This window comes from Streptomyces marokkonensis (assembly GCF_008312835.1).
GTDB classification, from domain to species: Bacteria; Actinomycetota; Actinomycetes; order Streptomycetales; family Streptomycetaceae; genus Streptomyces; species Streptomyces marokkonensis_A.
Window position 1 is genome coordinate 112,259 of record NZ_VSKS01000020.1, and the last position, 26,411, is coordinate 138,669.

The 26,411-nt window shown below is 73.0% G+C and carries 22 protein-coding genes; 14 read left to right on the forward strand and 8 right to left on the reverse strand.

Annotated elements, in window-relative coordinates; translation table 11 throughout:
- Nucleotides 1–26: 26 nt before the first annotated feature.
- Nucleotides 27–1,355, forward strand: a complete 1,329-nt coding sequence (locus F1615_RS28510; RefSeq protein ID WP_149551920.1) for an SDR family NAD(P)-dependent oxidoreductase — start codon at nucleotides 27–29, stop codon at nucleotides 1,353–1,355.
- A gap of 40 nt (nucleotides 1,356–1,395) precedes the next feature.
- On the opposite strand, the gene F1615_RS28515 is transcribed toward F1615_RS28510, so the two are convergent.
- The 4 genes from F1615_RS28515 to F1615_RS28530 all read right to left on the reverse strand — a co-directional run bounded on the left by F1615_RS28515 (nucleotide 1,396) and on the right by F1615_RS28530 (nucleotide 7,417).
- Complete coding sequence (locus F1615_RS28515; protein ID WP_149551921.1) at nucleotides 1,396–2,373, reverse strand: acyl-ACP desaturase; 978 nt, start codon at nucleotides 2,371–2,373, stop codon at nucleotides 1,396–1,398.
- A 211-nt stretch (nucleotides 2,374–2,584) separates the two neighbouring features.
- A complete protein-coding gene (gene ddaH, locus F1615_RS28520; protein WP_149551922.1) occupies nucleotides 2,585–3,361 on the reverse strand; it encodes a dimethylargininase in 777 nt (258 codons plus the stop codon).
- A 155-nt stretch (nucleotides 3,362–3,516) separates the two neighbouring features.
- Nucleotides 3,517–5,781 carry an ATP-binding cassette domain-containing protein gene (locus F1615_RS28525; RefSeq protein ID WP_149551923.1) on the reverse strand — a complete coding sequence of 755 codons (2,265 nt, stop codon included), beginning with the start codon at nucleotides 5,779–5,781 and terminating at the stop codon, nucleotides 3,517–3,519.
- Between the two features lie 10 nt (nucleotides 5,782–5,791).
- Nucleotides 5,792–7,417, reverse strand: a complete 1,626-nt coding sequence (locus F1615_RS28530; protein ID WP_149551924.1) for an ABC-F family ATP-binding cassette domain-containing protein — start codon at nucleotides 7,415–7,417, stop codon at nucleotides 5,792–5,794.
- A 315-nt stretch (nucleotides 7,418–7,732) separates the two neighbouring features.
- Between F1615_RS28530 and F1615_RS28535 the strand changes: the two genes are divergently transcribed.
- Together F1615_RS28535 and F1615_RS28540 are read left to right on the forward strand one after the other, a co-directional pair.
- Nucleotides 7,733–8,377, forward strand: coding sequence for a GOLPH3/VPS74 family protein (locus F1615_RS28535; protein WP_149551925.1), 645 nt, complete (start codon nucleotides 7,733–7,735; stop codon nucleotides 8,375–8,377).
- A 112-nt stretch (nucleotides 8,378–8,489) separates the two neighbouring features.
- Complete coding sequence (locus F1615_RS28540) at nucleotides 8,490–9,329, forward strand: isocitrate lyase/PEP mutase family protein (RefSeq protein ID WP_149551926.1); 840 nt, start codon at nucleotides 8,490–8,492, stop codon at nucleotides 9,327–9,329.
- Between the two features lie 9 nt (nucleotides 9,330–9,338).
- Here F1615_RS28540 and F1615_RS28545 read toward each other — a convergent pair whose 3' ends face one another.
- A complete protein-coding gene (locus tag F1615_RS28545; protein ID WP_149551927.1) occupies nucleotides 9,339–9,752 on the reverse strand; it encodes an SsgA family sporulation/cell division regulator in 414 nt (137 codons plus the stop codon).
- A gap of 275 nt (nucleotides 9,753–10,027) precedes the next feature.
- Here F1615_RS28545 and F1615_RS28550 point away from each other — a divergent pair, with 275 nt between their 5' ends.
- The 4 genes from F1615_RS28550 (at nucleotide 10,028) to mmpA (ending at nucleotide 12,466) form a co-directional block, all read left to right on the forward strand.
- Nucleotides 10,028–11,086, forward strand: coding sequence for a WD40/YVTN/BNR-like repeat-containing protein (locus tag F1615_RS28550; RefSeq protein ID WP_149551928.1), 1,059 nt, complete (start codon nucleotides 10,028–10,030; stop codon nucleotides 11,084–11,086).
- Nucleotides 11,087–11,157: 71 nt separating this feature from the next.
- Nucleotides 11,158–11,481, forward strand: coding sequence for a plasmid stabilization protein (locus F1615_RS28555; protein WP_149551929.1), 324 nt, complete (start codon nucleotides 11,158–11,160; stop codon nucleotides 11,479–11,481).
- Nucleotides 11,482–11,548: 67 nt separating this feature from the next.
- The gene (locus F1615_RS28560) at nucleotides 11,549–12,271 is read left to right on the forward strand and encodes an endonuclease V (RefSeq protein ID WP_149551930.1); all 723 of its coding nucleotides are present in this window, start codon (nucleotides 11,549–11,551) and stop codon (nucleotides 12,269–12,271) included.
- Between the two features lie 48 nt (nucleotides 12,272–12,319).
- Entirely contained in the window at nucleotides 12,320–12,466 is a 147-nt protein-coding gene (mmpA, locus tag F1615_RS28565) for a morphogenic membrane protein MmpA (protein WP_208818426.1), read from the forward strand.
- A gap of 18 nt (nucleotides 12,467–12,484) precedes the next feature.
- On the opposite strand, the gene F1615_RS28570 is transcribed toward mmpA, so the two are convergent.
- Complete coding sequence (locus tag F1615_RS28570) at nucleotides 12,485–13,663, reverse strand: saccharopine dehydrogenase family protein (RefSeq protein WP_149551932.1); 1,179 nt, start codon at nucleotides 13,661–13,663, stop codon at nucleotides 12,485–12,487.
- A gap of 509 nt (nucleotides 13,664–14,172) precedes the next feature.
- On the opposite strand from F1615_RS28570, the gene F1615_RS28580 reads away from it, so the two are divergent.
- From F1615_RS28580 to F1615_RS28590, 3 genes are read left to right on the forward strand one after another with little or no spacing between them, the layout of a single operon-like run.
- Nucleotides 14,173–15,327: a CaiB/BaiF CoA transferase family protein gene (locus F1615_RS28580; protein ID WP_149551933.1), complete on the forward strand. Its 1,155-nt coding sequence runs from the start codon at nucleotides 14,173–14,175 to the stop codon at nucleotides 15,325–15,327.
- Between the two features lie 11 nt (nucleotides 15,328–15,338).
- Entirely contained in the window at nucleotides 15,339–16,553 is a 1,215-nt protein-coding gene (locus F1615_RS28585; RefSeq protein WP_149551934.1) for an acetyl-CoA C-acetyltransferase, read from the forward strand.
- A 48-nt stretch (nucleotides 16,554–16,601) separates the two neighbouring features.
- A complete protein-coding gene (locus tag F1615_RS28590) occupies nucleotides 16,602–18,779 on the forward strand; it encodes a 3-hydroxyacyl-CoA dehydrogenase NAD-binding domain-containing protein (protein ID WP_149551935.1) in 2,178 nt (725 codons plus the stop codon).
- A gap of 17 nt (nucleotides 18,780–18,796) precedes the next feature.
- On the opposite strand, the gene F1615_RS28595 is transcribed toward F1615_RS28590, so the two are convergent.
- Complete coding sequence (locus F1615_RS28595; protein WP_149551936.1) at nucleotides 18,797–19,504, reverse strand: MerR family transcriptional regulator; 708 nt, start codon at nucleotides 19,502–19,504, stop codon at nucleotides 18,797–18,799.
- Nucleotides 19,505–19,587: 83 nt separating this feature from the next.
- On the opposite strand from F1615_RS28595, the gene F1615_RS28600 reads away from it, so the two are divergent.
- The 4 genes from F1615_RS28600 to F1615_RS28615 all read left to right on the forward strand — a co-directional run bounded on the left by F1615_RS28600 (nucleotide 19,588) and on the right by F1615_RS28615 (nucleotide 25,296).
- Nucleotides 19,588–20,067, forward strand: coding sequence for a macro domain-containing protein (locus F1615_RS28600; RefSeq protein WP_149551937.1), 480 nt, complete (start codon nucleotides 19,588–19,590; stop codon nucleotides 20,065–20,067).
- Nucleotides 20,068–20,263: 196 nt separating this feature from the next.
- Complete coding sequence (locus tag F1615_RS28605; RefSeq protein WP_149551938.1) at nucleotides 20,264–22,225, forward strand: Xaa-Pro dipeptidyl-peptidase; 1,962 nt, start codon at nucleotides 20,264–20,266, stop codon at nucleotides 22,223–22,225.
- The gene (locus F1615_RS28610) at nucleotides 22,222–23,493 is read left to right on the forward strand and encodes a M14 family metallopeptidase (RefSeq protein WP_149551939.1); all 1,272 of its coding nucleotides are present in this window, start codon (nucleotides 22,222–22,224) and stop codon (nucleotides 23,491–23,493) included. The genes F1615_RS28605 and F1615_RS28610 overlap by 4 nt, the downstream gene beginning before the upstream one ends.
- 81 nt (nucleotides 23,494–23,574) lie before the next feature.
- Nucleotides 23,575–25,296 carry a BCCT family transporter gene (locus F1615_RS28615; protein WP_149551940.1) on the forward strand — a complete coding sequence of 574 codons (1,722 nt, stop codon included), beginning with the start codon at nucleotides 23,575–23,577 and terminating at the stop codon, nucleotides 25,294–25,296.
- A gap of 101 nt (nucleotides 25,297–25,397) precedes the next feature.
- On the opposite strand, the gene F1615_RS28620 is transcribed toward F1615_RS28615, so the two are convergent.
- Nucleotides 25,398–26,351, reverse strand: a complete 954-nt coding sequence (locus F1615_RS28620; RefSeq protein WP_149551941.1) for an NAD(P)/FAD-dependent oxidoreductase — start codon at nucleotides 26,349–26,351, stop codon at nucleotides 25,398–25,400.
- Nucleotides 26,352–26,411: the final 60 nt, after the last annotated feature.

Below are 26,411 nucleotides of genomic sequence, written 5' to 3' on the forward strand. Positions count from 1 at the left end.
TCGCACGACACACACGGGGGCGTCTCATGGGCGACGGCATCACCGAGGAAGAGCTGTCCGCCTTCCACCGCACGGTCGGCCGCCTGCGCCGGCTGCCCGCCGACGATCCGGTGCGCCTGCACGCCGAACATGTGGCTGCCTCCTTCGTCCGCGACGGCCAGGCCCGACGCCGCAGGGCCCGCAACGAGGCCGTGTCCGCGGCCGACGCCGAGACGATGGCCGCCACGGCCACCGGTGCCCCGCACCGCCGCGAGGACGCCCCGCTGGTGGCGCCGGGCAGCCCGGGTGTCTACCGCAGGGCCCGCCACTGCTATGTCTGCAAGTCGTCCTATCGACAGGTCGACGCCTTCTACCACCGGCTCTGCCCGGGCTGCGCGGTCGACAACCGCACCCGGCGCGCACTCGCCACCGACCTGACCGGCCGCCGCGCCCTGCTCACCGGCGGCCGGGTGAAGATCGGCTTCCAGCTGGCCCTCATGATGCTGCGCGACGGCGTGGAGCTGATCGTCACCAGCCGCTTCCCGCACGACACGGTGCGCCGCTTCCGGGCCGACCCGGACAGCGGCACGTGGCTCGACCGGCTCCACATACTCGCCGTCGACCTGCGCGACCCCCGCCAGGTCCTGGGGCTGTGCGAGGAACTGCGCCGCGAGGGCGCGCCCCTCGACATCCTCGTCAACAACGCCGCGCAGACCGTACGGCGGCCGCCGGAGTCGTACGCGCTGCTCGCCTCCGGGGAGCGGGACCGGCTGCCCGAGGGCGCACGGCAGGCGCCGGGCTTCACCCCGATGCGGATGCTCGGCGACGGGCGCGCCACGCTGCCGGCGGCCCTGCGGGAGGCCGACGAGGCCGGGCTGCTGCCCGACCCGTCCCCGGAGAACTCCTGGTCGGCCCGGCTCGGAGCGCTCGACCCCGCCGAGGTCCTGGAGACACAGCTCGTCAACGCGCTCGCCCCGGCGCTGCTCTGCGACCGGCTGTTGCCCCTGCTGCTCGCCTCACCGCACCCGCGGCGCTACGTCGTCAACGTGACCGCGGTGGAGGGCCGGTTCGCGGTGCGCAACAAGATGCCGGGACATCCGCACACCAACATGGCCAAGGCCGCACTCAACATGCTCACCCGCACCAGCGCGTCCGACCTCGCCGGGCAGGGCGTGTACATGTGCGCCGTGGACACCGGCTGGATCACCGACGAGAACCCGGCGCCGAAGAAGTCCCGCATGGCGCGGGCCGGATTCCGCACCCCGCTGGACGTCGTCGACGGGGCGGCCCGGGTGTACGACCCCATCGTGCGGGGAGAGGCCGGGGACCCGGTGGCCGGCGTGTTCCTGAAGGACTACCAGGAGGCGGACTGGTGACCGGCACACCGGGAAACGCCGGTCCGAAACCGCCCGCGCCTCAGCTCTGACCGGCGCGGGCCGCCATCCGGGCCTTGCGGGCCGCCAGCTTCTCGTCGAATTTCGAGGCCTCCGCGTCCAGGCCGCCCATGAACAGACCCAGTTCCTCCTGCGCCTTGACGCCCTCGGGGCCCAGCCCGTCGATCTCCAGGACCTTCAGGAAGCGCAGCACCGGCTGAAGCACGTCGTCGTGGTGGATGCGCAGGTTGTACACCTCGCCGATGGCCATCTGCGCGGCCGCCCGCTCGAACCCGGGGATGCCGTGACCGGGCATCCGGAAGTCGACCACGACGTCGCGCACCGCCTGCATCGTGAGGTCCGGCGCGAGTTCGAAGGCCGACTTCATCAGGTTGCGGTAGAAGATCATGTGCAGGTTCTCGTCGGTCGCGATGCGGGCCAGCATGCGGTCGCAGACCGGGTCACCGGACTGGTGGCCGGTGTTGCGGTGCGAGATGCGGGTGGCCAGCTCCTGGAAGGCGACGTAGGCGATCGAGTGCAGCATCGAGTGCCGGTTGTCCGACTCGAAGCCCTCACTCATGTGCGCCATGCGGAACTGCTCCAGCTTGTCCGGGTCCACCGCCCGCGAGGCGAGCAGGTAGTCCCGCATCACGATGCCGTGCCGGCCCTCCTCGGCCGTCCAGCGGTGCACCCAGGTGCCCCAGGCGCCGTCCCGGCCGAACAGCGTGGCGATCTCGTGGTGGTAGCTGGGGAGGTTGTCCTCGGTCAGCAGGTTCACCACGAGCGCGATGCGGCCGACCTCGGTGACCTTCGACTGCTCCTTGTCCCAGGCCTCGCCGTCCTCGAAGAAGCCGGGGAAGTTACGGGCGTCGCTGAACGGCACGTACTCGTGCGGCATCCAGTCCTTGGCGACCTTCAGGTGCCGGTTGAGCTCCTGCTCGACCACTTCCTCCAGGGCGTACAACAGCCGCGCGTCGGTCCAGACGGAAGGGCTGCCGAGGTGGGGAGAGGCGATCGTCACGTGTGACTCCAGGGGACGGGGACGTTCGGAGGTCCGGCGAGCGGTGCCGGGAACTTACGGAATCGTAGGCTACGTAGCCGTAGGTTACGTAGCCGTAGGTTAAGGCCGCCGTAAAGACACCTGATCAGCGGGGTCCCCTCGGTGCGGCGTGGCGCGCCCCGGGGCCTCGGAGCCGCAGGTCGCTGCGCCGTACGGGTGACACGGCCGCGGGTCAGGCGTACAGCTCCCGCAGGCGCACCGAGAGGCACGTCACACAGCCCTCGAGCTTCTCGAACTCGCCGATGTCCACCAGGACCGGCTCGTAACCGAGATCCGCGAACAGCTCGGCGGTCTTCGGCGCGCTCGCCGCCATCAGCAGCCTGTCCCCGCCGAGCAGCACCACATGCGCCCCGGACTCCTCCGGCACCGGCAGGAGGCGCGGGAACAGCGAGGGCGCGTCCATGTTCGGGACGTGCCCGACGACCGTCCCGTCCGGCAGCGCGGTGACCGCCGACTTCAGATGCAGCACCTTGGCGACCGGCACCGCGACCACCCGCGCCCCCAGCGGCTCGAACGCGGCCCGCACCTGCTGCACCCCGGCGGCGTTGGTGCGCCCGCCCCGGCCCACGTACACCGTGTCGCCGACCTTCAGCACATCGCCGCCGTCCAGCGTGCCCGGCTCCCAGACCCAGTTCACCGAACAGCCCAGCGACGCCACGGCCTCCTCGACCCCGGGCGTCTCCCCGCGCCGCGACTCGGCACCGGAGCGGGCGATCAGCGCCACGTTCCGGTACATCACCACCGTGTCCTCCACGAACACCGAGTCCGGGCAGTCCCCGGCCGGGTCCACCTCGATCGTCTCCCAGCCGTGGGTGCGCAGCGCCTCCGTGTACGCCTCCCACTGCTCCACCGCGCGGTCGAAGTCGACGCCTTCCCGCTCGATGTGCGTCACCAGCCCTTCGGCCAGACGGGGAGCGGGGCGGCGGACGAGGGCCTTCTTGCTGGGCACGGCTTGCGCCTTTCGCGTCGGACGGGGCATGTCTTGGCGGCGCCGGGGAGTCCGCGCGGTGGCCGGTCCCCCGCGGGCGTCGGCGCTGCCATCATGCAGGGCGGATCCGGACGGGACCACCCCGGCGGCCATGACGTGTACCACCGGTAACGGTCTCAGCGCGCGGCGCGCCGCAGATGCTCCGCCGTGAAGGACCCCTCGGCGGCGAGCAGTTCGGCCGGTGTTCCCTCGAACACCACCCGGCCGCCGTCCCTCCCGCCGTCCGGGCCGAGGTCGATCACCCAGTCGGCGCGTGCGACGACATCGAGGTTGTGCTCGACGACGACGACCGTGTTGCCCGCGTCGACCAGCCGGTCCAGGAGGCCGACGAGACCGTCCACGTCCGCCATGTGCAGCCCGGTCGTCGGCTCGTCGAGCACGTACACCACGCCCTCGCGGTGCAGCCGGGTGGCGAGCTTGATCCGCTGCCGCTCACCGCCGGACAGGGTGGACAGCGGCTGGCCCAGCGTGAGGTAGGTGAGGCCGACGTCCCGCAGGGCGCGCAGCCGGCGCCGTGCGCCCGAGTCGTGGAAGAAGTCCAGAGCCTCCTCGGCGGTCATCCCCAGCACGTCGGCGACGGAGCGGCCGCCGACGGTCAGGCGCAGCACCTCGTCCTTGAACCGCCGCCCCTCACAGGTGTGGCACGTCGTCGTCACCGGGTCCATGAAAGCGAGGTCGGTGTACAGGATTCCGCGGCCCCCGCAGGTCTCGCAGGCGCCGTCGGAGTTGAAGCTGAACAGCCCCGGTTCGGCACCCGTCTCCCGCGCGAAGATCTTCCGTACCGTGTCCATGATCCCGAGATACGTCGCCGGGGTGGACCGCGCGGAGATGCCGATCGAGGACTGGTCGACCACCACGGCGTCCCCATGGGCGGCGGTGAACTCGGCGACCAGTGTGCTCTTGCCCGAGCCCGCCACCCCCGTCACCGCGGTGAGCACACCGGCCGGGAACCGCACGGTGACGTCGCGCAGATTGTGCCGGTCGGCCCCCTTCACCCACAGCTCGCCCGTCGCCTCCCGCACCGCGCTCCTGACCGCCGTACGCCGTCCCAGGCACCGCCCGGTCAGGGTGCCCGAGGCGGCCAGTTCCCGCGGTGTCCCCTCGAACACCACTCTGCCGCCCTCGGCGCCCGCCCCCGGCCCCATGTCGACGACGTGGTCGGCCAGCGCGATGACGTCCGGGTCGTGCTCCACGACCAGCACGGTGTTGCCCTTGTCGCGCAGTCGCAGCAGCAGTTCCCCGAGCCGGTGGACGTCGCGCGGATGCAGTCCGACGCTGGGCTCGTCGAAGATGTACGTCATCCCGGTCAGGCTGGACCCGAGGTGCCGGACCGTCTTCAGCCGCTGCCCCTCACCGCCGGAGAGCGTGGACGTCTCCCGGTCGAGGCTCAGGTAACCGAGTCCGATGCGCTCGATCCGCTCGAGCGCGGCGACGGCGGCCCCGGCGACGGGCCCGGCCACCGGGTCGTCGATCTCCCGCAGCACGGCGGCGAGATCGGTGACCTGCATCCCGGCGCAGTCGGCGATGGACCGCCCGCCGATCCGGGAGGCCAGCGCCGCCTCGTTCAGCCTGGCCCCGCGGCAGGCGGGGCAGACGCCCTCGGCCAGGAACTCCCGCACCATGTCCCGGGTCCTCTGGCTCATCGCGGCCAGGTCCCGCTTCAGGTAGAGCCGTTCGAAGCGGTCGGCGAGCCCTTCGTACTCCGTGGTCCAGGTGCCGCCCGTACCGTTGACGGTGACCTTGCTGCCGGGCCGCCCCCGCATCAGGAAGCGCCGTTCGCCGGCGGTGAACTCCCGCACCGGCTTGTGCGGGTCCAGCTCGTCGCTGTTGGTGTACGCCTGCCCCTGCCAGGTCCCCGCGGCGAACGGCGGGAAGCGGACCGCCCCCTCCGCCAGGGAGCGGTCCGCGTCGAGGATGCGGTCCCAGTCCGGACGCACGGTCCGGCCCAGGCCGTCGCACTCACGGCACATGCCCGACGGGTCGTTGAACGAGTACGCCGTCGCCGGCCCGGCGCTCGGTGTGCCGTGCCGGGAGAACAGCACCCGCAGCACCGAGTAGACGTCCGTCATCGTGCCCACCGTCGACCGCGAGTGGCCGCCGACCGGCCGCTGGTCGACGACGATCGCGGGCGTCAGGTCCTCCAGGGCCTCCGCGTGCGGTCGCTCGTACCTGGGCAGCCGGTTGCGGACGAACCACGTGAACGTCTCGTTGAGCTGCCGCTGCGACTCGACCGCGATCGTGTCGAAGACGACCGACGACTTCCCCGACCCCGAAACGCCGGTGAACACGGTCAGCCGGCCTTTCGGGATGCGGAGCGTGACGTCCTTGAGGTTGTTCTCCCCGGCCCCGGTGATGGTGATGTACTCGCTGGACTGGCTCATACCGCCGACGCTAGGCGGAATACCCGACAGCTTCTGTCGTGATTTCCTTCAGCTCCCCCTCCTCCATCAACAGCCACCGGGTGATGCCGATGGACTCCAGGAACGGCAGGTCGTGACTGGCCACGATCAGGGCTCCCTCGTACGACTCCAGCGCCGTCGTGAGCTGCCGGACGCTCGCCATGTCGAGGTTGTTGGTCGGCTCGTCCAGCATCAGCAGCTGCGGCGCGGGCTCCGCCAGCATCAGCGCGGCCAGCGCCGCACGGAACCGCTCGCCGCCGGAGAGCGTCGCCGCCTTCTGGTCGGCGCGTGCGCCCCGGAACAGGAAGCGGGCGAGCCTGGCCCGGACCCGGTTGTTCGTGGCACCCGGGGCGAACCGGGCCACGTTCTCGGCGACGGACAGTTCCGCGTCGAGGACGTCGAGCCGCTGCGGCAGGAACCGCAGGGGCACATGGGCCCTCGCCTCGCCGGAGACCGGCTCCAGCTCCCCGGCGATCGTGCGCAGCAGCGTCGTCTTGCCCGTGCCGTTGCGCCCGATCAGCGCGACCCGCTCCGGGCCCCGCAGGTCGAGGCCGCCGTTCACCCGGGCGCCGTACGCCAGTTCCAGGTCCATCAGGGTGAGGACCCCGCGACCCGGCGGTACGGCCGTGTACGGCAGGTCGACGCGGATCTCGTCGTCGTCCCGCACGGCATCCACCGCGTCGTCGAGACGTTCCTTCGCCTCGGAGAGCTTCTCCTCGTGCATGACGCGGTGCTTGCCCGCGGACACCTGCGCCGCGCGCTTGCGCGCCCCCATGACGATCTTCGGCTCGCGCTTCTGGTCCCACATCTTCTGGCCGTACCGCTTGCGGCGGGCCAACTTGACCTGGGCGTCGATCAGTTCGCGCTTCTGCTTGCGCAGATCCGCCTCGGCGACGCGCACCATGCGCTCGGCGGCCTCCTGTTCGACGGCCAGGGCCTCCTCGTACGCCGAGTAGTTGCCGCCGTACCAGGTGACCTCCCCGGAGCGCAGATCCGCGATCTGGTCGACCAGCTCCAGCAGTTCACGGTCGTGGCTGACCACGATCATGACGCCCGGCCAGCCGGCGACGGCCGCGTACAGCCGCCTGCGGGCGTACAGGTCGAGGTTGTTGGTTGGCTCGTCGAGCAGCAGGACGTCGGGGCGCCGCAGCAGCAGCGCCGCGAGCCGCAGCAGTACCGACTCGCCGCCCGACACCTCGCCGACGGTGCGGTCGAGACCGATGTGGCCGAGGCCGAGTTCGCCGAGCGTGGCGACGGCGCGTTCCTCGACGTCCCAGTCGTCGCCGACGGTCTCGAAGTGCTCCTCGGCCACGTCGCCCGCCTCGATGGCGTGCAGCGCGGCCCGCCGGGCGGCGATGCCGAGGGCCTCGTCGACCCTCAGCGCGGTGTCGAGCGTCACGTTCTGCGGCAGGTAGCCCACCTCGCCGGCGACACGGACGGTGCCGTCGGCCGGGGTGAGCTCGCCGGCGATCAGCTTCAGCAGGGTCGACTTGCCGGAGCCGTTGACGCCGACGAGCCCGGTGCGGCCGGGGCCGAAGGCGACGTCCAGGCCCTCGAAGACGGCGGTGCCGTCGGGCCAGGTGAAGGCGAGGGAGGTACAGGTGAGGGAAGGTGACATGCGGGCCTCCGCGGTTGCTCGGGGCGATCAGGGGCAAACGCGTATCGAGACACCGCGGGACGACGACCGGCAGCCGGAAGGGAAGGCGTGGGCATGAGAGGAGCCCTGTTCCGAAGGAACCGCAAGGACGGCTCGAACGCCGAGGTCGCACGCGGCGTACACACCTGACGGGTGTGACGCGGTGTCTCAGAACCTCAGACGAGCAACGTCCTTCTCCATTCGACGGCAACAGGACCGCTGTACAACGTACGAGGGTCCGGACAGGCTGTCAACGCCTTTCACCGACCACGACGTCACCGCACCCGAGGAGGCCCCGTGCCCAGCGGCCCGCTCTCACTGCCGGCGCATCTCTGCCTGCTGGCCTGGGACACCGACCCGGCCCGGCTGTCACCCCTGGTGCGGGCCGGTGCCCTCGCCGAGCTGGCCCGGCGCGGACTGCTGATCGACGACGACGGCATCGCCACACCGCTCGACCTGGACTCCCGCACCGGGGACGCGGTCCTGGACGGACTTCTGGAGCTGGTCCGAGAGTCCTTCCCGCACCGCTGGCGCGCCTGGGTGACACTGCACGCGCGGCTCACCCTGGACGCGGTCCGGGAGCAACTGGTGGCCGAAGGTCTTCTGCGTGCCGAGAAGCACCGGGTCCTCGGGGTGTTCCCGTCCGTGGAACACGTCCTGGCCGACACCGCCCGCGCGGACTCCCTGCGCCGGGAGGCCCACCAGGTCCTGACCGGATCCGTACCGGCCGAGAGTGTCCCCGAGCCGGCCGCCACCGCCCTGGCCCTCGCGTCCGCGGCCGGCCTGCCGCCCGCCCCGGACGGCTCCTCCCGCGACCGGCGCGGCGAAGCCCTGGCCCACCGCGCCGGGGCGTCGAAGCCCGCGTTCGCCGCCGTCCTGCGCGAGCTGCGCGCGGGGCTGACGACCGCCGCGCCGATGCCCTCGCTCACCAGGGGCCGCTGACCCTCGGCCGGGTCGGACGCTGTCGCGCCCGGCCCGCCCGCTCGGCCGTCCCGTACGTCCCTGTCGGATTCCTGCCGGACGTGACGCCTGCCGCGCTGGTTGAGTGGCCCGCATGACGAACCCCGCCGCCGAGCTGCGTGACCGCGCCCTCGCCTTTCGCTCCCTGCACGTCCCCGGGCGTCCGCTGATCCTGCCCAACGCCTGGGACGCCGCCAGTGCCCGCCTCGTGGAGGACGCGGGCGCCGCCGCCGTGGCGACCACGAGCGCCGGGGTCGCCTGGGTCCTCGGCGCGGCGGACGGGGAAGGCCTGGACCGCGGGCGGGCCCTGCGCGCCGTGACGCAGATCGCCGGGGCCGTCCGCGTGCCCGTCACCGCCGACATCGAGAGCGGCTACGCACAGGATCCGGCGGGAGTCGGCGACACCGTGCGCGCCGTGCTCGCGGCGGGCGCGGTCGGGGTGAACATCGAGGACGCCCCGCACGGCACCGGCGGGGGCCCGTTGCGCCCGGCCGGGGAGCAGGCCGAGCGGATCGCCGCCGCCCGCGCGGCCGCGGACGGGGCCGGCGTGCCGCTGTTCGTCAACGCCCGCGTCGACACCTTCCTGTGCGGCGCCGGGGGAGTGGACGACACCGTGGAGCGCGCCGCCGCCTACCTCGCCGCGGGCGCCGACGGGATCTTCGTCCCCGGCACCGTCGACCCGGGGACCGTGAAGGAGCTCGCCGGCCGGATCGACGCCCCGTTGAACGTGATGGCCGGTCCCGGCGCCCCGCCGGCCGCTGAACTGGCCGCCCTGGGGGTGGCCCGCGTCAGCGTCGGTTCCGGCATCGCCCAGGCCGCGCACGCCCTGGTCCGCCGCGCCGCGCGGGAGCTGCTCGACGACGGGACGTACGAGGCGCAGGCCGGCGGCCTGGCGTACGGAACGCTCAACGCCCTGATGGCGGAAGCCCGTTAGCCCAACTCCTCAGGCGTCGCGCATCAACTCGGCGAGGCCGTGGTCCAGGTCGAGCTGGAGGAGCTCCAGACCGGCCGGCACCAGTTCGCTCGTGGCCTCGAGGAACCGGCGCACCTCGCCCGAGCGGACATGCACGACAGCCGTCCCCTCGGGGGCGTGGAACTCCAGCACGGTGCGGTCGTAGCCGTAGGGACGCACCCGCACGTCGCCGTGGCCCTCGGGTCCCCGCAGCCCCGCGGCCAGCAGTTCGCGGGCGAACGTCCAGCAGACCTCGACGCCCTCCAGGGTGGCCGGCGCGGGGAAGGTCATGCGGACGGCGAACGGGTCGTCGCGGTCGTAGTGCAGGGTGGCGGGAATGTTCGGCATCCGCGGCGCGGCGGCGACCAGGCGGGCCTCTACGGGCTGTTCGATGACGGTGGACAACGCCTTGCTCCCTCGTGACGGCTGGACGGGCTTCCGGGCGGATCGGGTCGGCTACTTGAGGAGACGACGGAATCAGCCAATCCGTGCACACGATGAGCGAGTGACCTCTGTCACCGCCTTCATGCACCCGAGTGACACGGCTCTCCCCGCGCGTTCCGCCGCGCCCCGCCCCGACGCCCTCTGGACGGCGCCCGGACGGTGGACTACGTTCGCCCGCCATGAGGCGCTCGGGGAGCACGCGACCGACGAGACGGACGAGACGAACCCACCGCCGGGTGACCGCGGCGGCCGTGTGCGCGGCGGCCCTGGCCGCCCTGACGGCCGCACCGGCCCAGGCGCACGGACCGGACCGGCAGACGTTGCCGCGCTGGTCGGTCAAGGACACCGGCACTGCGGACGTCAGGTTCCGCGGTCTGTCCGCCGTCAGCCGCGACACCGCCTGGGTGGCCGGGAGCCTCGGCACCGTCCTGCGCACCACCGACGGTGGCGGGAGCTGGCGGAACGTCTCCCCGCCGGGCGCGGGGGAGTTGCAGTTCCGGGACATCGAGGCGTTCGACGCGCGGCGGGCCGTGGTGCTGGCCATCGGCGAGGGCGAGGCGTCCCGGGTGTACCGCACCGACGACGGCGGAGCGACCTGGACGGAGTCCTTCCGCAACACCGACGCCCGGGCCTTCTACGACTGCCTCACCTTCTTCGACCACCGCCACGGCCTCGCGATGAGCGACCCGGTGGACGGCAGGTTCCGCATCCTGTCGACCCGGGACGGCGGCCGCAGCTGGACGGTGCTGCCGGACAGCGGGATGCCCCCGGCGCTGGAGGGCGAGGCCGGCTTCGCGGCGAGCGGCCAGTGCCTGGTGTCCTCCGGGCCCAAGGACGCCTGGCTGGCCACGGGAGGAGCCGCGCGGGCACGCGTGCTGCACTCCGCCGACCGGGGCCGCACCTGGACGGTCACCGACACCCCGATCCCGGGCGGCGACCCGGCGCGCGGTGTCTTCGCCCTCGCCTTCCGCGACCGCGCCCACGGCCTCGCCGTGGGCGGCGACTTCCGTCCCGGCCAGGCCTCGCCGGACGCGGCCGCCCGCACCGCCGACGCCGGCCGCACCTGGCGCCCGGCCGGCGCCCCGCCCCCGGCCTACCGGTCCGGTGTCGCCTGGCTCCCGCACAGCCGCACCGCCGCCCTCGCGGTGGGCCCCACCGGCACCGACCTGACGACCGACGCCGGCCGCTCCTGGCGGACCGTCGACACCGGCTCGTACGACACGGTCGACTGCACGCCCGACCACGGTTGCTGGGCGGCGGGGGAGAAGGGACGGGTTGCCCGCCTGGAGCACTGACGCGTGCGGCGTGCCCTGATCGCTGCCACCGTGGGTACCCGTTCGCTGTACGCGAGAGGAAGTGAGCGAACATGCCACGCGGTTCCAGCCCGAAGCGGGAGCGTCAGTACGAGCACATCAAGGAGAGCGCGAAGGACCGGGGCGAGAGCACCCGGCGCGCCGAGGAGATCGCCGCCCGGACGGTGAACAAGGAGCGTGCCCGGTCCGGCGAGTCCAAGACGGCCAGCCGCACCTCGACGCAGGACATGTCGTCCGGCAAGCGGGGCGGCCAGCGGTCCGGCAAGGGCTCCCAGGGCCCCACCCGGGACCAGCTGTACGAAGAGGCCAGGAAGCGGGGCGTGGAAGGCCGTTCGAGCATGAACAAGAGCCAGCTCCAGCGGGCCCTCGGCAAGTGAGCCGCCTCCGCGCGGTCGGGGACTCCTTCCGCGCGGAGAGCGCCCGCCCCGTAGGCTCAGGGGCACGATGACGACCGTACGCACACCGGCCGGCTGGCCCGTGACCGAGGAAGAGGCCCGAGCGGTCCAGGACCGGCTCCGCACCCGGGTGGTGCTCGACGAACCGGGCCCGCCGCCCGGCACGGGCCATGTCACCGGGGTCGACGTGGCGTACGACGACGAGCGGGACGTCGTCGCCGCCGCGGCCGTCGTCCTGGACGCGGCGACCCTGGACGTCGTCGCCCGGTCCACGGCCGTGGGCCGCGTCTCCTTCCCGTACGTCCCCGGCCTGCTCGCCTTCCGCGAGATCCCCACCGTCCTCGCCGCCCTGGACGCCCTGCCCTGCCCGCCCGGGCTGGTGGTCTGCGACGGCTACGGCCTCGCCCACCCCCGCCGCTTCGGCCTGGCCAGCCACCTCGGCGTCCTCACCGGCCTGCCGACGATCGGCGTCGCCAAGAACCCCTTCACCTTCACCCACGAGGAACCGGACACCCCGCGCGGCAGCACCTCCCCGCTCCTCGCCGGCCGCGAGGAGGTCGGCCGGGCCCTGCGCACCAGGGACGCCGTCAAGCCGGTCTTCGTCTCGGTCGGCCACCGCGTGAGCCTGGACAACGCCTGCGCCCACACCCTCGCGCTGGCCCCCGGCTACCGCCTCCCCGAGACCACCCGCCGAGCGGACGCCCTGTGCCGGCGGGCACTCGCCGGGGCAGCTCCCGGCCGGCCGCCCGTCCAAGGTGAGTACGGGGCCTGAGTATCCCGGCGGATGCCGGCCCCCGCCCGCCCCGGCAGGCTGGCGTGCATGACAACGCACCGTGCGCCCGAGCCCGTTGCCGCCGACGGCCGGCCCGTCGAGCGGGCCGTGACCGTCGGGCTGGCCCTCGCCGTACTCGCCGGACTGGGCTGGATCGCCGGGATGATCTACACGCTGGTCGAGTGGCCGCTGTAGCCCCCGCCGGCCGTGCCGTCAGCGGGTCGCGGCGACACGGAAGCGGATACCCGCCGTCCGCAGGCGGTCGATCAGCGCGTCGCCCATCGCCACCGCCGTCGTGACCTGGCCCGAGGTCGGCGGAAGGTCGTCGAGGGCCAGGCACATGGCCCCCTCGGCCAGCATCTTCGCCGTCTCGTCGTAGCCGGGGTCGCCGCCCGCGACCTCCGTGTACACCCGCCGGCCGCCGCCCTCGCCGACGAAGCGGACGGTGAACCAGCTCCTGGCGCGCTTCTCGGGGCCCGGTCCGTCGCCGGGGCTGAGCCGTTCGGAGAGCCGGCGCCGCATCGGCGGCACCTGGGCCGCGGCGACCAGCGCGCCCACGGCCGCCACCCCGCCCACCGCCACCGGGAGACGACGCACGGCCGCGTAGTGCCGGTAGCGGAAGTCGGGGCCGTACCGGTCGAGTGACCTCGCCGAGCGGCGCACGATCTGCGGGTCGATCGTCGGCAGGGGCAGGGCCCAGGCGCCGACCTCCGGTGCGTAGCGCGGCGCGCCCATGGGGGCCGAGGCCCGCCGGTCCACCAGCCGCGGTTCGTGGTGCCGGCGATCGCGGGCCGCCGCGCGGAGCCCGCGGTGCCGGGCGAACTGGTTCAGCGCCGAGGCGAAGGTCCCGCCCGAGAAGGCCGCGTCGGCGGTGACGAAGCCGTCCACGGACAGCGGCACTCCCTCCGGCAGCTGCCGCACGGTGAAGTAGGCGCCCAGGTCGTGCGGCACCGAGTCGAAACCGCACGCGTGGACCAGCCGCGCGCCGGTCTCCCGCGCACGTGCGTCATGACGGACGTACACGAGGTCCACGAACTCCGGTTCACCCGTGAGGTCGACGTAGTCGGCCCCGGTGTCCGCGCAGGCGGCGACGAGTTCCTCGCCGTACTCCACGTAGGGGCCCACGGTCGTGGCGACCACGCGCGCGTTCTCGGCGAGGGCGCGCAGGGAAGCGGGGTCGGACACGTCCGCCCGCAGCAGCCCCGCCTCCCCGCCTCCGGGCAGCCGCTCCCGCAACCGCTCCAGCTTCTCCGTGCTCCGGCCGGCGATCGCCCAGCGCAGCCCCGCGGGGGCATGGGCGGCGAGGTACTCCGCGGTCAGCGTCCCGACGAAGCCGGTCGCTCCGAAAAGCACGATGTCGTAGGGACGGTCCGTCCTGTTCAGCCTGCTCATGACACCCCTTGGTCCTGCAGCCGCGCCGCTGTCGGTGGCCGAGGCTAGCGTGAGGGGTGCGGAGCCCGACGACGAGCCCGGAGGAAAGCGATGTCCGTGCCACCGAACGCCCTGAAGAAGTGGGAAAAAGTGCGCGACCACACCCTGGGGCCGCCGGAGCCGCCGAGGAGCGTCCCTGGGGCGGGACCGTCGCCAAGGTCAACGGGAAGGTGTGCGTCTTCCTCGGCGCCGACGACTACCCCATGGGGGTGACGGTGAAGTTCAAGGACGAGACGGTGCACCCCCACGCGCCGGCGTGCCCCGGCGCAGAGCCCGCCGGGTACGGACCGGCAAGGGCCGGCCGCGCGCGCGTTCCCCCCGAACCCGCGGGCGCCCCGACGGCCGGGCGCGCGGCCGGACACCGCCCCGTAGAGTGGCCAAGCGCTTGCTCGCCCGGTCTTGTGCCGGGTGGAACGTGTTCTTAACATCGCTGGTGTTACATCAGGTGTGTCACAGCCGTTGGGGGCTCGATGACGGAGGCGAAGGCGCCGGGCGGCGGTCCGCTCACCGGCGTGCGCGTGGTCGAGCTGGCCGGGATCGGGCCGGGCCCGTTCGCCGCCATGCTCCTGGCCGACCTGGGCGCCGATGTCGTACGCGTGGACCGCCCGGACGGCCCCGGGCTGGGGATCGACCCGGCCCGCGACGTCACCAACCGCAACAAGCGCTCCGTGATCGTCGACCTGAAGGACCCCGACGGCCCCGCCCGCGTCCTGGACCTCGTCGAGCGCGCCGACGTCCTCGTCGAGGGCTACCGCCCCGGTGTCGCCGAGCGCCTCGGCGTCGGACCCGGGGACTGCCACGCCCGCAACCCGCGCCTGGTCTACGGCCGGATGACCGGCTGGGGCCAGCAGGGCCCCCTCGCCGACCGCGCCGGACACGACATCGCGTACATCGCCCTCACCGGCACCCTCGGGATGATCGGCGACCCGGACAGGCCACCGGCGGTCCCCGCCAACCTGCTCGGCGACTACGCGGGCGGCTCCCTCTACCTCGTCGTCGGCGTCCTCGCCGCCCTGCACCACGCGCGCGCGACCGGCACCGGACAGGTCGTCGACGCCGCGATCGTGGACGGCACCGCCCACCTCTCCGCGATGATCCACGGCATGCTCGCCGCCGGCGCCTGGCAGGACCGGCGCGGCGCCAACCTCCTCGACGGGGGCTGCCCCTACTACGGCACCTACGAGACCGCCGACGGCGGGTACATGGCGGTCGGTGCGCTGGAGCCGCGGTTCTACGCCGAGTTCCTGCGCCTGCTGGACCTGGACGACCAGGCCGGGGCCCACACCGACGTCACCCGCTGGCCGGAACTGCGCGCACAGGTCGCCGCCCGCTTCAAGACCCTTGGCCGAGACGAGTGGACGGCCCGTTTCGACGGCTCGGACGCGTGCGTGGCGCCCGTGCTGTCCCTGCGCGAGGCCCCGCACCACCCGCACCTCGCCGCCCGCTCCACGTTCACGGACCACGCCGGCATCACCCAGCCCGCGCCGGCCCCGCGGTTCTCCGCGACCCCCACCACCGTCCGCACCGGGCCCGCCAGGCCGGGCGCCGACACCGGCGACGTGGCCCGCGACTGGGACGTACCCCGGCTGCTGCCCTCGACCCCGAAGCCCTCGAAACCTCAGTGAAAGGCCCTCTCGTGAGCACCGAAGCGTATGTGTACGACGCGATCCGCACCCCGCGCGGGCGCGGCAAGGCGAACGGCGCCCTGCACGGGACCAAGCCCATCGACCTGGTCGTGGGCCTCATCCACGAGATCCGCGACCGCTTCCCGGACCTGGACCCCGCGGCCGTCGACGACATCGTGCTCGGCGTCGTCGGCCCCGTCGGCGACCAGGGTTCCGACATCGCCCGCATCGCCGCCGTCGCCGCCGGTCTGCCGGACACGGTGGCCGGCGTCCAGGAGAACCGCTTCTGTGCCTCCGGCCTGGAGGCCGTCAACATGGCCGCCGCCAAGGTGCGCTCCGGCTGGGAGGACCTCGTCCTCGCGGGCGGTGTGGAGTCCATGTCCCGTGTCCCCATGGCCTCCGACGGCGGCGCCTGGTTCAACGACCCGATGACCAACCTCGCCGTCAACTTCGTCCCGCAGGGCATCGGCGCCGACCTGATCGCCACCATCGAGGGCTTCTCCCGGCGCGACGTCGACGAGTACGCGGCCCTCTCGCAGGAGCGCGCGGCCACCGCCTGGAAGGAGAACCGCTTCGAGCGGTCCGTCGTCCCGGTGAAGGACCGCAGCGGCCTGGTCGTCCTCGACCACGACGAGCACCTGCGTCCCGGCACCACCGCCGACTCGCTGGGCAAGCTGAAGCCCTCCTTCGCGGACATCGGCGAACTCGGCGGCTTCGACGCGGTGGCGCTGCAGAAGTACCACTGGGTGGAGAGGATCGACCACGTCCACCACGCGGGCAACTCCTCCGGCATCGTCGACGGCGCCGCCCTCGTCGCCATCGGCTCCAAGGAGGCCGGCGAGCGCAACGGACTGACCCCGCGCGCCCGGATCGTCTCCGCCGCCGTCTCCGGCTCCGAGCCCACCATCATGCTCACCGGCCCCGCCCCCGCCACCCGCAAGGCCCTCGCCAGGGCCGGACTGACCATCGACGACATCGACCTGGTCGAGATCAACGAGGCGTTCGCCGCGGTCGTCCTGCGCTTCGTGAAGGACATGGGCCTGTCCCTCGACAAGGTCAACGTCAACGGCGGCGCCATCGCGCTGGGCCACCCGCTCGGCGCCACCGGCGCGATGATCCTCGGCACCCTCGTCGACGAACTCGAGCGCCAGGACAAGCGCTACGGCCTCGCCACGCTCTGCGTGGGCGGCGGCATGGGCATCGCCACCATCGTCGAACGCCTCTGAACTCCCAGCGACCGCACGCGACTTCCACGAAGACCCGGAGACCCCCTCATGACCGAGAGCACCACGATCCGCTGGGAACAGGACGACACCGGCGTCGTCACCCTCGTCCTCGACGACCCCGACCAGTCCGCGAACACCATGAACAAGGCGTTCCGCGACTCCCTCGCCGTGATCACCGACCGCCTGGAGGCGGAGAAGGACTCCGTCCGCGGCGTCATCCTCACCTCCGCCAAGAAGACCTTCTTCGCCGGCGGCGACCTGCGGGACCTGATCCGGGTCACCCCGGACACGGCCCAGCAGCTGTTCGACGGCGGCATGGCGCTCAAGCGCCAGATGCGCCGCATCGAGACCCTCGGCAAGCCGGTCGTCGCCGCGATCAACGGCGCCGCGCTCGGCGGCGGCTACGAACTCGCCCTGGCCTGCCACCACCGGATCGCCCTCGACGCCCCCGGCTCCAAGATCGGCTGTCCCGAGGTCACCCTCGGCCTGCTTCCCGGAGGGGGCGGCGTCGTCCGCGCCGTCCGCATGCTCGGCATCACCGACGCGCTGCTGAAGGTGCTCCTCCAGGGCACCCAGTACAACCCGCGCCGCGCCCTGGAGAACGGCCTGGTCGACGAGATCGCCGACACGCGCGAGGACATGCTCGCCAAGGCCCGCGCCTTCATCGACGCCCACCCCGAGTCCGCCCAGCCCTGGGACAGGCCCGGCTACCGCATCCCCGGCGGCACCCCCGCCCACCCGAAGTTCGCCGCCAACCTGCCGGCCTTCCCGGCCAACCTGCGCAAGCAGACGGGCGGCGCCCCCTACCCCGCGCCCCGCAACATCATGGCCGCGGCCGTCGAGGGCGCCCAGGTCGACTTCGAGACCGCCCAGGTCATCGAGGCGCGCTACTTCGTCGAGCTGGCCGCCGGACAGACGTCGAAGAACATGATCCAGGCGTTCTTCTTCGACCTCCAGGCCGTCAACTCCGGCGCCAACCGCCCGAAAAGCGTCGAGCAGCGCAAGGTCACCAGGGTCGCCGTCCTCGGCGCCGGGATGATGGGCGCGGGCATCGCCTACTCGTGCGCCCGCGCGGGCATCGACGTCGTCCTCAAGGACGTCTCCCTGGAAGCCGCCGTCAAGGGCAAGGGCTACTCCGAGAAGCTGTGCGCCAAGGCCGTCGCCAAGGGCCGCACCAGCCGGGAGAAGGCCGACGCGCTGCTCGCGCGGATCACGCCCACCGCCGAGGCCGCCGACCTCGCCGGCTGCGACGCGGTCATCGAGGCCGTCTTCGAGGACACCGCCCTCAAGCACAAGGTGTTCCAGGAGATCCAGGACGTCGTCGCCCCCGACGCGCTGCTGTGCTCCAACACCTCCACCCTGCCCATCACCGCCCTCGCGGAAGGCGTCGAGCGCCAGGACGACTTCATCGGGCTGCACTTCTTCTCGCCCGTCGACAAGATGCCGCTGGTCGAGATCATCAAGGGCGAGCGCACGGGGCAGGAGGCGCTGGCCCGCGCCTTCGACCTGGTCCGGCAGATCAACAAGACCCCGATCGTCGTCAACGACTCGCGCGGCTTCTTCACCTCCCGCGTCATCGGGCACTTCATCAACGAGGGCGTCGCCATGGTGGGCGAGGGAATCGAGCCCGCGTCGGTCGAACAGGCCGCCGCCCAGGCGGGCTACCCGGCCAAGGTGCTCTCCCTCATGGACGAGCTGACCCTCACCCTGCCGCGCAAGATCCGCAGCGAGTCGAAGCGGGCGGTCGAGGAGGCCGGCGGCACCTGGACCGCGCACCCGGCCGAGGCGGTCGTCGACCGCATGGTCGACGAGTTCGGCCGCACGGGCCGCAGCGGCGGGGCCGGCTTCTACGAGTACGGCGAGGACGGCAAGCGGGGCGCCCTGTGGCCGGGGCTGCGCGAGCACTTCTCGAAGCCCGGTCACGAGATCCCGTTCCGCGACATGCAGGAACGCATGCTCTTCTCCGAGGCACTGGACACCGTCCGGCTGCTGGAGGAGGGCGTGCTGACGTCCGTCGCCGACGCCAACATCGGCTCGATCCTCGGCATCGGCTTCCCCGGCTGGACCGGCGGCGTCCTGCAGTACATCAACGGCTACGAGGGCGGCCTGCCCGGCTTCGTGGCACGCGCGCGCGAACTCGCCGAGCGTTACGGCGAGCGCTTCACCCCGCCGGCCCTGCTGGTGGAGAAGGCGGAGAAGGGAGAGGTGTTCAGGGACGCGCGCTGACGCCGTTCACCGGGGTCTCACCCCTCCTCGTCGAGCCACTCCCGCAGCTCCTCCCTCAGCGACCGCTGGAAGGTGGTGAGCAGCGCCTGCACCACGAGCGGATGCATCCGCGCGGACAGGGACCGCACGTCCCGCGCGTCCTTGTCCGCGACCGCGTCGCGCAGCTGCCGCGACAGCTCGTGCGCGGCCGCGCGGGAGTGCTCGATCAGCGTGGTGCGGGCGGCGAGGATCGTCTCGTGCGACAGCGGTACGTCCAGGAGCTCGACGCCGAGCCGCAGCAGCCCGGCGTCGACCCGGAAGGCCTCGCCGTCCGGCGCCCCGCCGACGGGCTCGACGACGTCCATCGCCGCCAGCCGCTTCAGGTCCTCCTCGTCCAGCTCACGCCCCGCGCGGCGCTCCAGCTCGCCGCGCGGCACCGTCTCCGTCGCACTCGGCGCCCAGGAGGCCACCACCGCCCGCTGGATCGCCAGGTCCCGCACGCTCAGGTCCGGCGGCAACTGCCCCAGGTACCGCTCGATCGCCGCCAGCGTCATGCCCCGGTGCTGCAGCTCCTCGACGAGCTCCAGCCGGGCCAGGTGCTCCCGCCCGTAGTGACCGACCCGCCTGGGACCGATCACCGGAGGCGGCAGCAGCCCCTTGGTGCCGTAGAAACGGATGGTGCGCACGGTGACCCCGGCCCGGGCCGCCAGTTCGTCGATCGTCAGGGCCTCGGTCTCGGTCGTCATGCCCGCCAGTATTGCTGTACCACCGGCACTGCGACACCTCGGGCTCCCGGCCGCTTGTCGGTGCCGGCGTCTACGGTGACGTCATGTCGGGGATCACATATGTCCGGGGTGACGCCACCGCTCCGTCGGTGAAGGGCGTCAAGATCATCGCCCATGTCTGCAACGACATCGGGGGCTGGGGCAAGGGCTTCGTCCTGGCCGTGTCGCGCCGCCGGCCCGAGCCGGAGGCCGCGTACCGCGCCTGGCACCGCGACCGCGCCTCCAACGACTTCGCGCTGGGCGCGGTGCAGGTCGTCCGGGTGGAGCGGTACGTCCTGGTGGCCAACATGATCGGCCAACGCGGCACACGCACCGGCAGCAAGAGCGTCCCCGTCCGCTACGAGGCGATCGACACGGCCCTCGCCCGCCTGGCCGGACACGCGCGCGCCCTCGACGCCTCCGTTCACATGCCCCGCACAGGCTGCGGCCTCGCCGGTGGCACGTGGTCGCGTGTCGGACCGCTGATCGACCGGCGGCTGGTCGGGCGGGGCATATCCGTGACGGTGTACGACCACGGGGACTGAACGGCGGGGCGGTCCGCCGAGTGGTGCGCGCGCCGGCAGGGTGGCGGTGCCCTCCAGCCCGTCGGTGGCCGGCCGGTACCTCAGCGGCAGGCCGTAGCGGGAGACGCCGTACCACGCCGGTTCCGGCCACCTCGCGTCCCACGACCCGTCAGATGCGCTCTTCTGCACGGGAGTTCACCGATGTACCGTCCGCCGCATGCCGAAACGCACGCGCCCCACGACCTGGAGAACGCTCGCGGCGGCGGCCACCGCCGCCCTGACGGCCACGCTGCTCACCCCCGTCGCGGCAGACGCCGCGCCGCGCGAGAGCCGGCCCGTCCACTCCTACGACAACGCCATCCGCGAGGCCGTCTGGGTGGACACCGGCCTCGACGAGGACGAGAACGGCGGGACCGACCGGGTCGCCGTCGACATCGTCAGGCCGCGCGAACCCGCACAACGGGGCCGGAAGGTACCCGTCATCATGGACGCCAGCCCGTACTACTCCTGCTGCGGGCGGGGCAACGAGAGCCAGCGGAAGACGTACGACGCGAACGGCGACGTCGTGCGGATGCCGCTGTTCTACGACAACTACTTCGTGCCCCGCGGCTACGCCGTCGTCGGCGTGGACCTGGCCGGCACCAGCCGCTCCGACGGCTGCGTGGACGTGGGGGGCCGTTCCGACATCCGGTCCGCGAAGGCCGTCGTCGACTGGCTCAACGGCCGCGGCACGGCGTACACCAGCCGCACCGGCACCGAGCGGGCCCGGGCCGACTGGACCAACGGCCGCACCGGCATGATCGGCAAGAGCTGGGACGGCACCATCGCCAACGGCGTCGCCGCCACCGGCGTGGAGGGCCTGGAGACCATCGTCCCGATCGCCGCCATCTCCTCCTGGTACGACTACTACTTCTCCCAGGGCGCCCCGCTGTACGACTCCGGCCCCGACTGGCTGTCCCAGTACGTCGAGAGCCCCGAGGCCCGCGCCCGGTGCGGCGCGGTCCAGCGCGAACTCGTCGCCGGTGCCCCGCGCACCGGCGACCGCACCCCGCTGTGGACCGCACGCGACTACGTGCGCGCGGCGGAGAAGGTGAGGGCGAGCGTCTTCCTGGTGCACGGCATGCAGGACCTCAACGTGCGCATGCAGCACGTCGGCCCGTGGTGGGACGCCCTCGCGGCACACGGCGTGAAGCGCAAGATATGGCTCTCCCAGACGGGCCACGTCGACCCCTTCGACTTCCGCCGCGCCGAGTGGGTCGACACCCTGCACCGCTGGTTCGACCACGAACTCCTCGGCTACGACAACGGCATCGACCGCGAACCCGTGGCCGACATCGAACGCCGGCCCGACCAGTGGGTCACCTCGGCGACCTGGCCGCCGCGCGGCACGCACACCGCGACCCTGCGCCCCCACCTCGGCGACGAGGCCGGCGTCGGCACCCTGGGCCTGCGCCGGGGCAAGGGCATCGAGTCCTTCACCGACGACCCGCGGCTGAGCGAGACCGACTGGGCCGCGCGGGTCGACACCCGGACCCCCGGCAAGGCGGGCTTCGTCACCGGCCCGCTCACCCGCGGCCTGCGCCTGTCCGGCGCCTCCGAGGTCACCGTCACCGCCACACCCAGCACCCCGACGGCCCATCTCTCCGCCGTCCTGGTGGACCTCGGCCCCGACACCATCCGCGACTACGCCGACGACGGCGAGGGCATCGGCACCCTCCCCGAGCGCACCTGCTGGGGTGCGAGCACCGAGGGCGACAGCTCCTGCTTCAAGGAGACCCGCGCGACCACCACCGACGTCGAGCACACCGTCGTCAGCCGAGGCTGGGCCGACCTCGGCAACCACGCCGGCGACGGCAAGGGCGAACCCCTGGTCCCCGGCAAGCGGTACACGATCACCCTCGAGCTGGCCGCCACCGACCACGTGGTCCCCGAGGGCCACCGCCTGGCGCTGATCGTCGCCGGGACCGACCGCGGCCTGATCGACCCACCCGCCGACACCCCCACCCTCACCCTCGACCTGGCCCGAACCTCCGCCCGGGTCCCGTTCGTCGGCGGCACCGCCGCCTTCGCCCGTGCCACCGCCGGCGCGCACGCCACGGCCACGGCCCCGGACGCCGTCCTGGACGGCGTGAGCCGACCAGGCGTCACCGCCCACCGCGTCCCCGGGGTGGCACGATGAGGCGCGTCCTGGTCCTCGCCGCGGCCGCTCTCACGGCCTCCCTCGTCACCGCCCCGGCCGCCCGGGCCGACGACTCCCCGCCGCGCACCGGCTTCGAGCAGAGCGACGGCGCCCGCTGGACCACCCAGCCCGAGGAACAGCGGTTCCTCGCGGCCGTCGACCGGGCGAGCAGCCGCGTCTCCGTCAGCCGCGTCGGCACCACGGAACAGGACCGTCCGATCCGGCTCGTCCGCATCGGCACCGGCTCCACCCCGCACACGACGCTGCTCGTGTGCAGCCAGCACGGCGACGAACCCTCCGGCCGCGAGGCCTGTCTGAGCACGGTCCGCGACCTGGCGTACGCCGAGGACCGCCGGACCCGCCGCTTCCTGGAACGCACCACGGTGCTCGTCGTCCCCACCGCCAACCCCGACGGCCGGGCCGCCGGCACCCGGGGCAACAGTGAGGGTGTCGACATCAACCGCGACCACCTCGCCCTGAGGACCGCGGAGGGCCGCGCCCTGGCCGCCGTCATCCGCGACCGGCGCCCCGACGTGATCTACGACCTGCACGAGTACGGCGCCACACCCCCGTACTACGACGAGGACCTGTTCGACCTGTGGCCGCGCAACCTCAACACCCATCCCGCCGTCCGCGACGCCGCGCGGACCCTGTCCCACGACCACGTGCGCCCCGCCGCCGAGGCCGCCGGGTACTCGACCGGCACCTACGGCATCTGGACCGACCCGGACACCGGTGAACCGATCCGCCAGACGGCCGGGGACGGACAGGAGCGCATCCTGCGCAACACGTCCGGGATCAAACACGGCGTCGGCCTGCTCGTCGAGAGCCGCGTCGACCCGCTCACCGACGCCGAACGGGCCGACGAGGCGCTCAACAACCGGCGCAGGGTGCACTCACAGCTCACCGCGCTGGAGGGCCTGTTCCGGTTCGCCGGGGAACGCCGTGGCGAGATCGAGGCGGTGACGTCCCGGGCCCGCACCGCCGGGTACGCCGACAGCGGCCCCGTCCACCTCGGCGGCGCCGACAACGATCCGCCCGAACCGTCCGAGGTGATCGCCGACCCGCCGTGCGGATACCGCCTCACCGCCGCGCAGTACGCGGAGGTCGGGGACGAGCTGGACCTGCACGGCGTGCGGGTCCGGCGGGACGGCGACGGCGCCCTCGTACCGCTGCGGCAGTCCCAGCGGGCGCTCGTGCCGCTGCTCCTCGACCGGCGGGCCGCGTACCACCTGGTGGAAGCGGAGGCAGACACGTTCTGCCGATGAGGTGAGTTTTGCGCCAAAGGTGGTAGGGGCGTAACGGGAGGAGCGCTCTCCGCCCCACGGCTCTGAGGAAAGGTGCCGCCTGTGACGCAGGACCAGCACAGAGACCACGACCCCACGGCAGGCCCGCTGCCCGGCTCGGAAGCGGGCCTGTCCGGCCGGGAGCGCCCGCGGACCGACCGGGTGGTGTTCGGCGTCACCGCCGTGCTCACCCTCGCGTTCGTGCTCTGGGGCGCCATCTGGACGGACTCGCTCGAGGACGTCTCCACCAGCATGCTCGGCGGGCTGATGCACAACGGCGGCTGGGGATTCATGCTGGCCGCCTCGGGCTTCGTGGTCTTCGCCCTCTGGCTCGCGGCCAGCCGCTACGGCCGGATCCACCTCGGTGCCGAGGGCGAGGAGCCGGAGTTCCGCACGGTGTCCTGGATCGCCATGATGTTCAGCGCGGGCATGGGCATCGGCCTGATGTTCTGGGGCGTGAGCGAACCGCTCGCCCACTACACGACGCCCCCGCCGGGCACCAGTCCGGCCGACTCCGGGGACCGCATCGAGACGGCCATGGCCACCACCCTCTTCCACTGGACGCTCCACCCGTGGGCGATCTACGCGGTGGTCGGCCTCGCCATCGCCTACAGCACCTTCCGCCGGCGCCGCCGGCAGACCATCAGCGCCGTATTCACCCCGCTCATCGGTGAGAAGAACGCACACGGCGTCGGCGGCCGGGTCATCGACATCCTCGCCATCATCGCGACGGTCTTCGGCTCCGCGGCCTCACTGGGCCTCGGCGCGCTGCAGATCGGGTCCGGCGTGGAGAAGCTCGACTGGATGGACAAGGTCAGCACCGGGCTGCTGGTCGGCATCATCGCGGTGCTGACCGTGGCGTTCGTGGCCTCCGCGGTCTCCGGTGTCGAGAAGGGCATCCAGTGGCTGTCCAACACCAACATGGTGCTGGCCCTGATCCTCGCCGTGTTCGTGTTCGTCGCGGGCCCGACCATCCTCATCCTCGACCTGCTGCCGACCTCGGTCTTCGCCTACCTCGGCGACCTCCCCGAGCTGGCCGGCCGCACCGAGATCAGCGGAGGCGAGGGCGTCGCCGACTGGCTGGGCAGCTGGACGGTCTTCTACTGGGCGTGGTGGATCTCCTGGACGCCCTTCGTCGGCATGTTCATCGCCCGCATCAGCCGGGGCCGCACCATCCGCCAGTTCATCGGCGGGGTCATCCTCGTCCCCAGCACGGTCAGCCTGGTCTGGTTCGCGATCTTCGGCGGCTCGGCGATGCGGCTCCAGGAGCAGAACCGGCTCGGCGACGAGACGACCCCCGAGGGCCGGCTCTTCGCCGTGCTGCAGGAGTACCCCGCCGCCACCGTCACCAGCCTGCTGGTGATGGCCCTCGTCGGCATCTTCTTCGTCTCGGGCGCCGACGCGGCCTCCGTGGTGATGGGCACCCTCTCGCAGAAGGGCGCGCTCGAACCCAGCCGCTGGGCGGTGGTGTTCTGGGGTGTGGTCACCGGCGGCGTGGCGGCGATCATGCTGCTGGTCGGCAGCGGCCAGGGCGACGCGCTGACGGGCCTGCAGAACCTCACCATCCTCGCGGCGGCACCGTTCGTCCTCGTGATGCTCTTCATGTGCGTGGCGCTCATGCGTGATCTGCGCCGCGACCCGCTCATCGTGCGCGGCGAGATGGGCTCCGAGGCGGTGGAGATGGCGGTCATCGAGGGCCACAAGAGGTACGACGGCGAATTCGAACTCCGCGTCGGCCCGGGCCGGGGCACGGACGTGGAGGGCGACCCCATCGGCAAACACTGACCCGCCCGCCGGACCGCCGGTGCGCCGACCCGCCCCCCGGACCGGCGCACCGGCGGCGCTCACTCCACCGCCGCCGCGCGGCCCGGGCCGGTCGTCCGCGTTCACCGGGTGGCCAGTGCCGCCGCCTCCTGCGCGCAGCCCCAGGCCACGGTGACGCCCCCGCCGCCGTGGCCGTAGTTGTGGATCAGGACGCGGCCGTCGGGGAGCGCGGTACGTTCCAGGCGGACCGCGCCGCGGGCGGGCCGCAGTCCCACGCGGTGCTCCAGGACCCGGGCGCCTGCGATCTCCGGGCGCAGGGCCGCGCACCGCCGCACGATCGCCTCGGCCACCGCCGGGTCCGGCTCCGTGGACCAGGCGTCCTCCTCCGCCGTACCGCCCAGCACCAGCCGCCCCGGCTGCGGAAGGAAGTACGCCAACGCGCCGTCGGCCCCGGTGGAGACCATCCACGTACGGATCCCCGGGTTCTCCACGACCACCAGCTGCCCCCGCACCGGCCGCACCGCCGGATCCGGCACCAGCTCCCGCGCCCCCAGCCCCGTGCAGTTGACGACGACCGGCGCGCCGGTCTCCGCCAGGTCCGCCACCGTACGCGCCTCGACCGCACCCCCTGCCGCCAGGAACCGCTCCCGCAGCCACGGCAGATGAGCCGACATGTCGATGAGCGGCAGCCGGGCCCACACGCCCGGACCGGCGGGATACTCCCCGGCCGTCGCCCGGCGCAGCCCCGGCAGCCGCGCGGCGGCCCAGGAGCCGACGTCGTCCAGGACGGTGTCGCCCAGTACTCCTTCCGCCATCCGCACGCCTGTGGTCTCCGGCCGCGCCGCCATGGCCTCGTACACGTCCAGCGACCGCAGCGCCCACGTACGCGCCGACGCCACCGGCTCGACGCGGTACGGCCACCACAGCCCGCCCGCGACCGCCGAGGTGGTCCGCTCCACCGGGTCCCGCGCCCACAGCCGCACCCGTACGCCGCGCTCGGCCAGGACCACGGCCGTGGTCAGCCCGACGACACCGCCGCCGATCACCAGTACATCGCAGGGAAGTTCGCTCTCCATCGGGCGGACGCTAGCGGAATGTGTCATGCCGTGCTCAGGTCCGTCCCGCGGTGGGAATAC

Excerpts from the sequence above, each read along its gene's own strand:
- F1615_RS28510 (WP_149551920.1), top strand. The coding sequence starts at position 27 with ATGGGCGACGGCATCACCGAGGAAGAGCTGTCCGCCTTCCACCGCACG.
- F1615_RS28600 (WP_149551937.1), top strand. The coding sequence starts at position 19,588 with ATGTCGGGGATCACATATGTCCGGGGTGACGCCACCGCTCCGTCGGTG.
- mmpA (WP_208818426.1), top strand. The coding sequence starts at position 12,320 with ATGACAACGCACCGTGCGCCCGAGCCCGTTGCCGCCGACGGCCGGCCC.
- F1615_RS28570 (WP_149551932.1), bottom strand. The coding sequence starts at position 13,663 with ATGAGCAGGCTGAACAGGACGGACCGTCCCTACGACATCGTGCTTTTC.
- F1615_RS28605 (WP_149551938.1), top strand. The coding sequence starts at position 20,264 with ATGCCGAAACGCACGCGCCCCACGACCTGGAGAACGCTCGCGGCGGCG.
- F1615_RS28595 (WP_149551936.1), bottom strand. The coding sequence starts at position 19,504 with ATGACGACCGAGACCGAGGCCCTGACGATCGACGAACTGGCGGCCCGG.
- F1615_RS28540 (WP_149551926.1), top strand. The coding sequence starts at position 8,490 with ATGACGAACCCCGCCGCCGAGCTGCGTGACCGCGCCCTCGCCTTTCGC.
- F1615_RS28560 (WP_149551930.1), top strand. The coding sequence starts at position 11,549 with ATGACGACCGTACGCACACCGGCCGGCTGGCCCGTGACCGAGGAAGAG.
- F1615_RS28580 (WP_149551933.1), top strand. The coding sequence starts at position 14,173 with ATGACGGAGGCGAAGGCGCCGGGCGGCGGTCCGCTCACCGGCGTGCGC.
- F1615_RS28590 (WP_149551935.1), top strand. The coding sequence starts at position 16,602 with ATGACCGAGAGCACCACGATCCGCTGGGAACAGGACGACACCGGCGTC.
- F1615_RS28555 (WP_149551929.1), top strand. The coding sequence starts at position 11,158 with ATGCCACGCGGTTCCAGCCCGAAGCGGGAGCGTCAGTACGAGCACATC.
- F1615_RS28620 (WP_149551941.1), bottom strand. The coding sequence starts at position 26,351 with ATGGAGAGCGAACTTCCCTGCGATGTACTGGTGATCGGCGGCGGTGTC.
- F1615_RS28610 (WP_149551939.1), top strand. The coding sequence starts at position 22,222 with ATGAGGCGCGTCCTGGTCCTCGCCGCGGCCGCTCTCACGGCCTCCCTC.
- F1615_RS28525 (WP_149551923.1), bottom strand. The coding sequence starts at position 5,781 with ATGAGCCAGTCCAGCGAGTACATCACCATCACCGGGGCCGGGGAGAAC.
- F1615_RS28530 (WP_149551924.1), bottom strand. The coding sequence starts at position 7,417 with ATGTCACCTTCCCTCACCTGTACCTCCCTCGCCTTCACCTGGCCCGAC.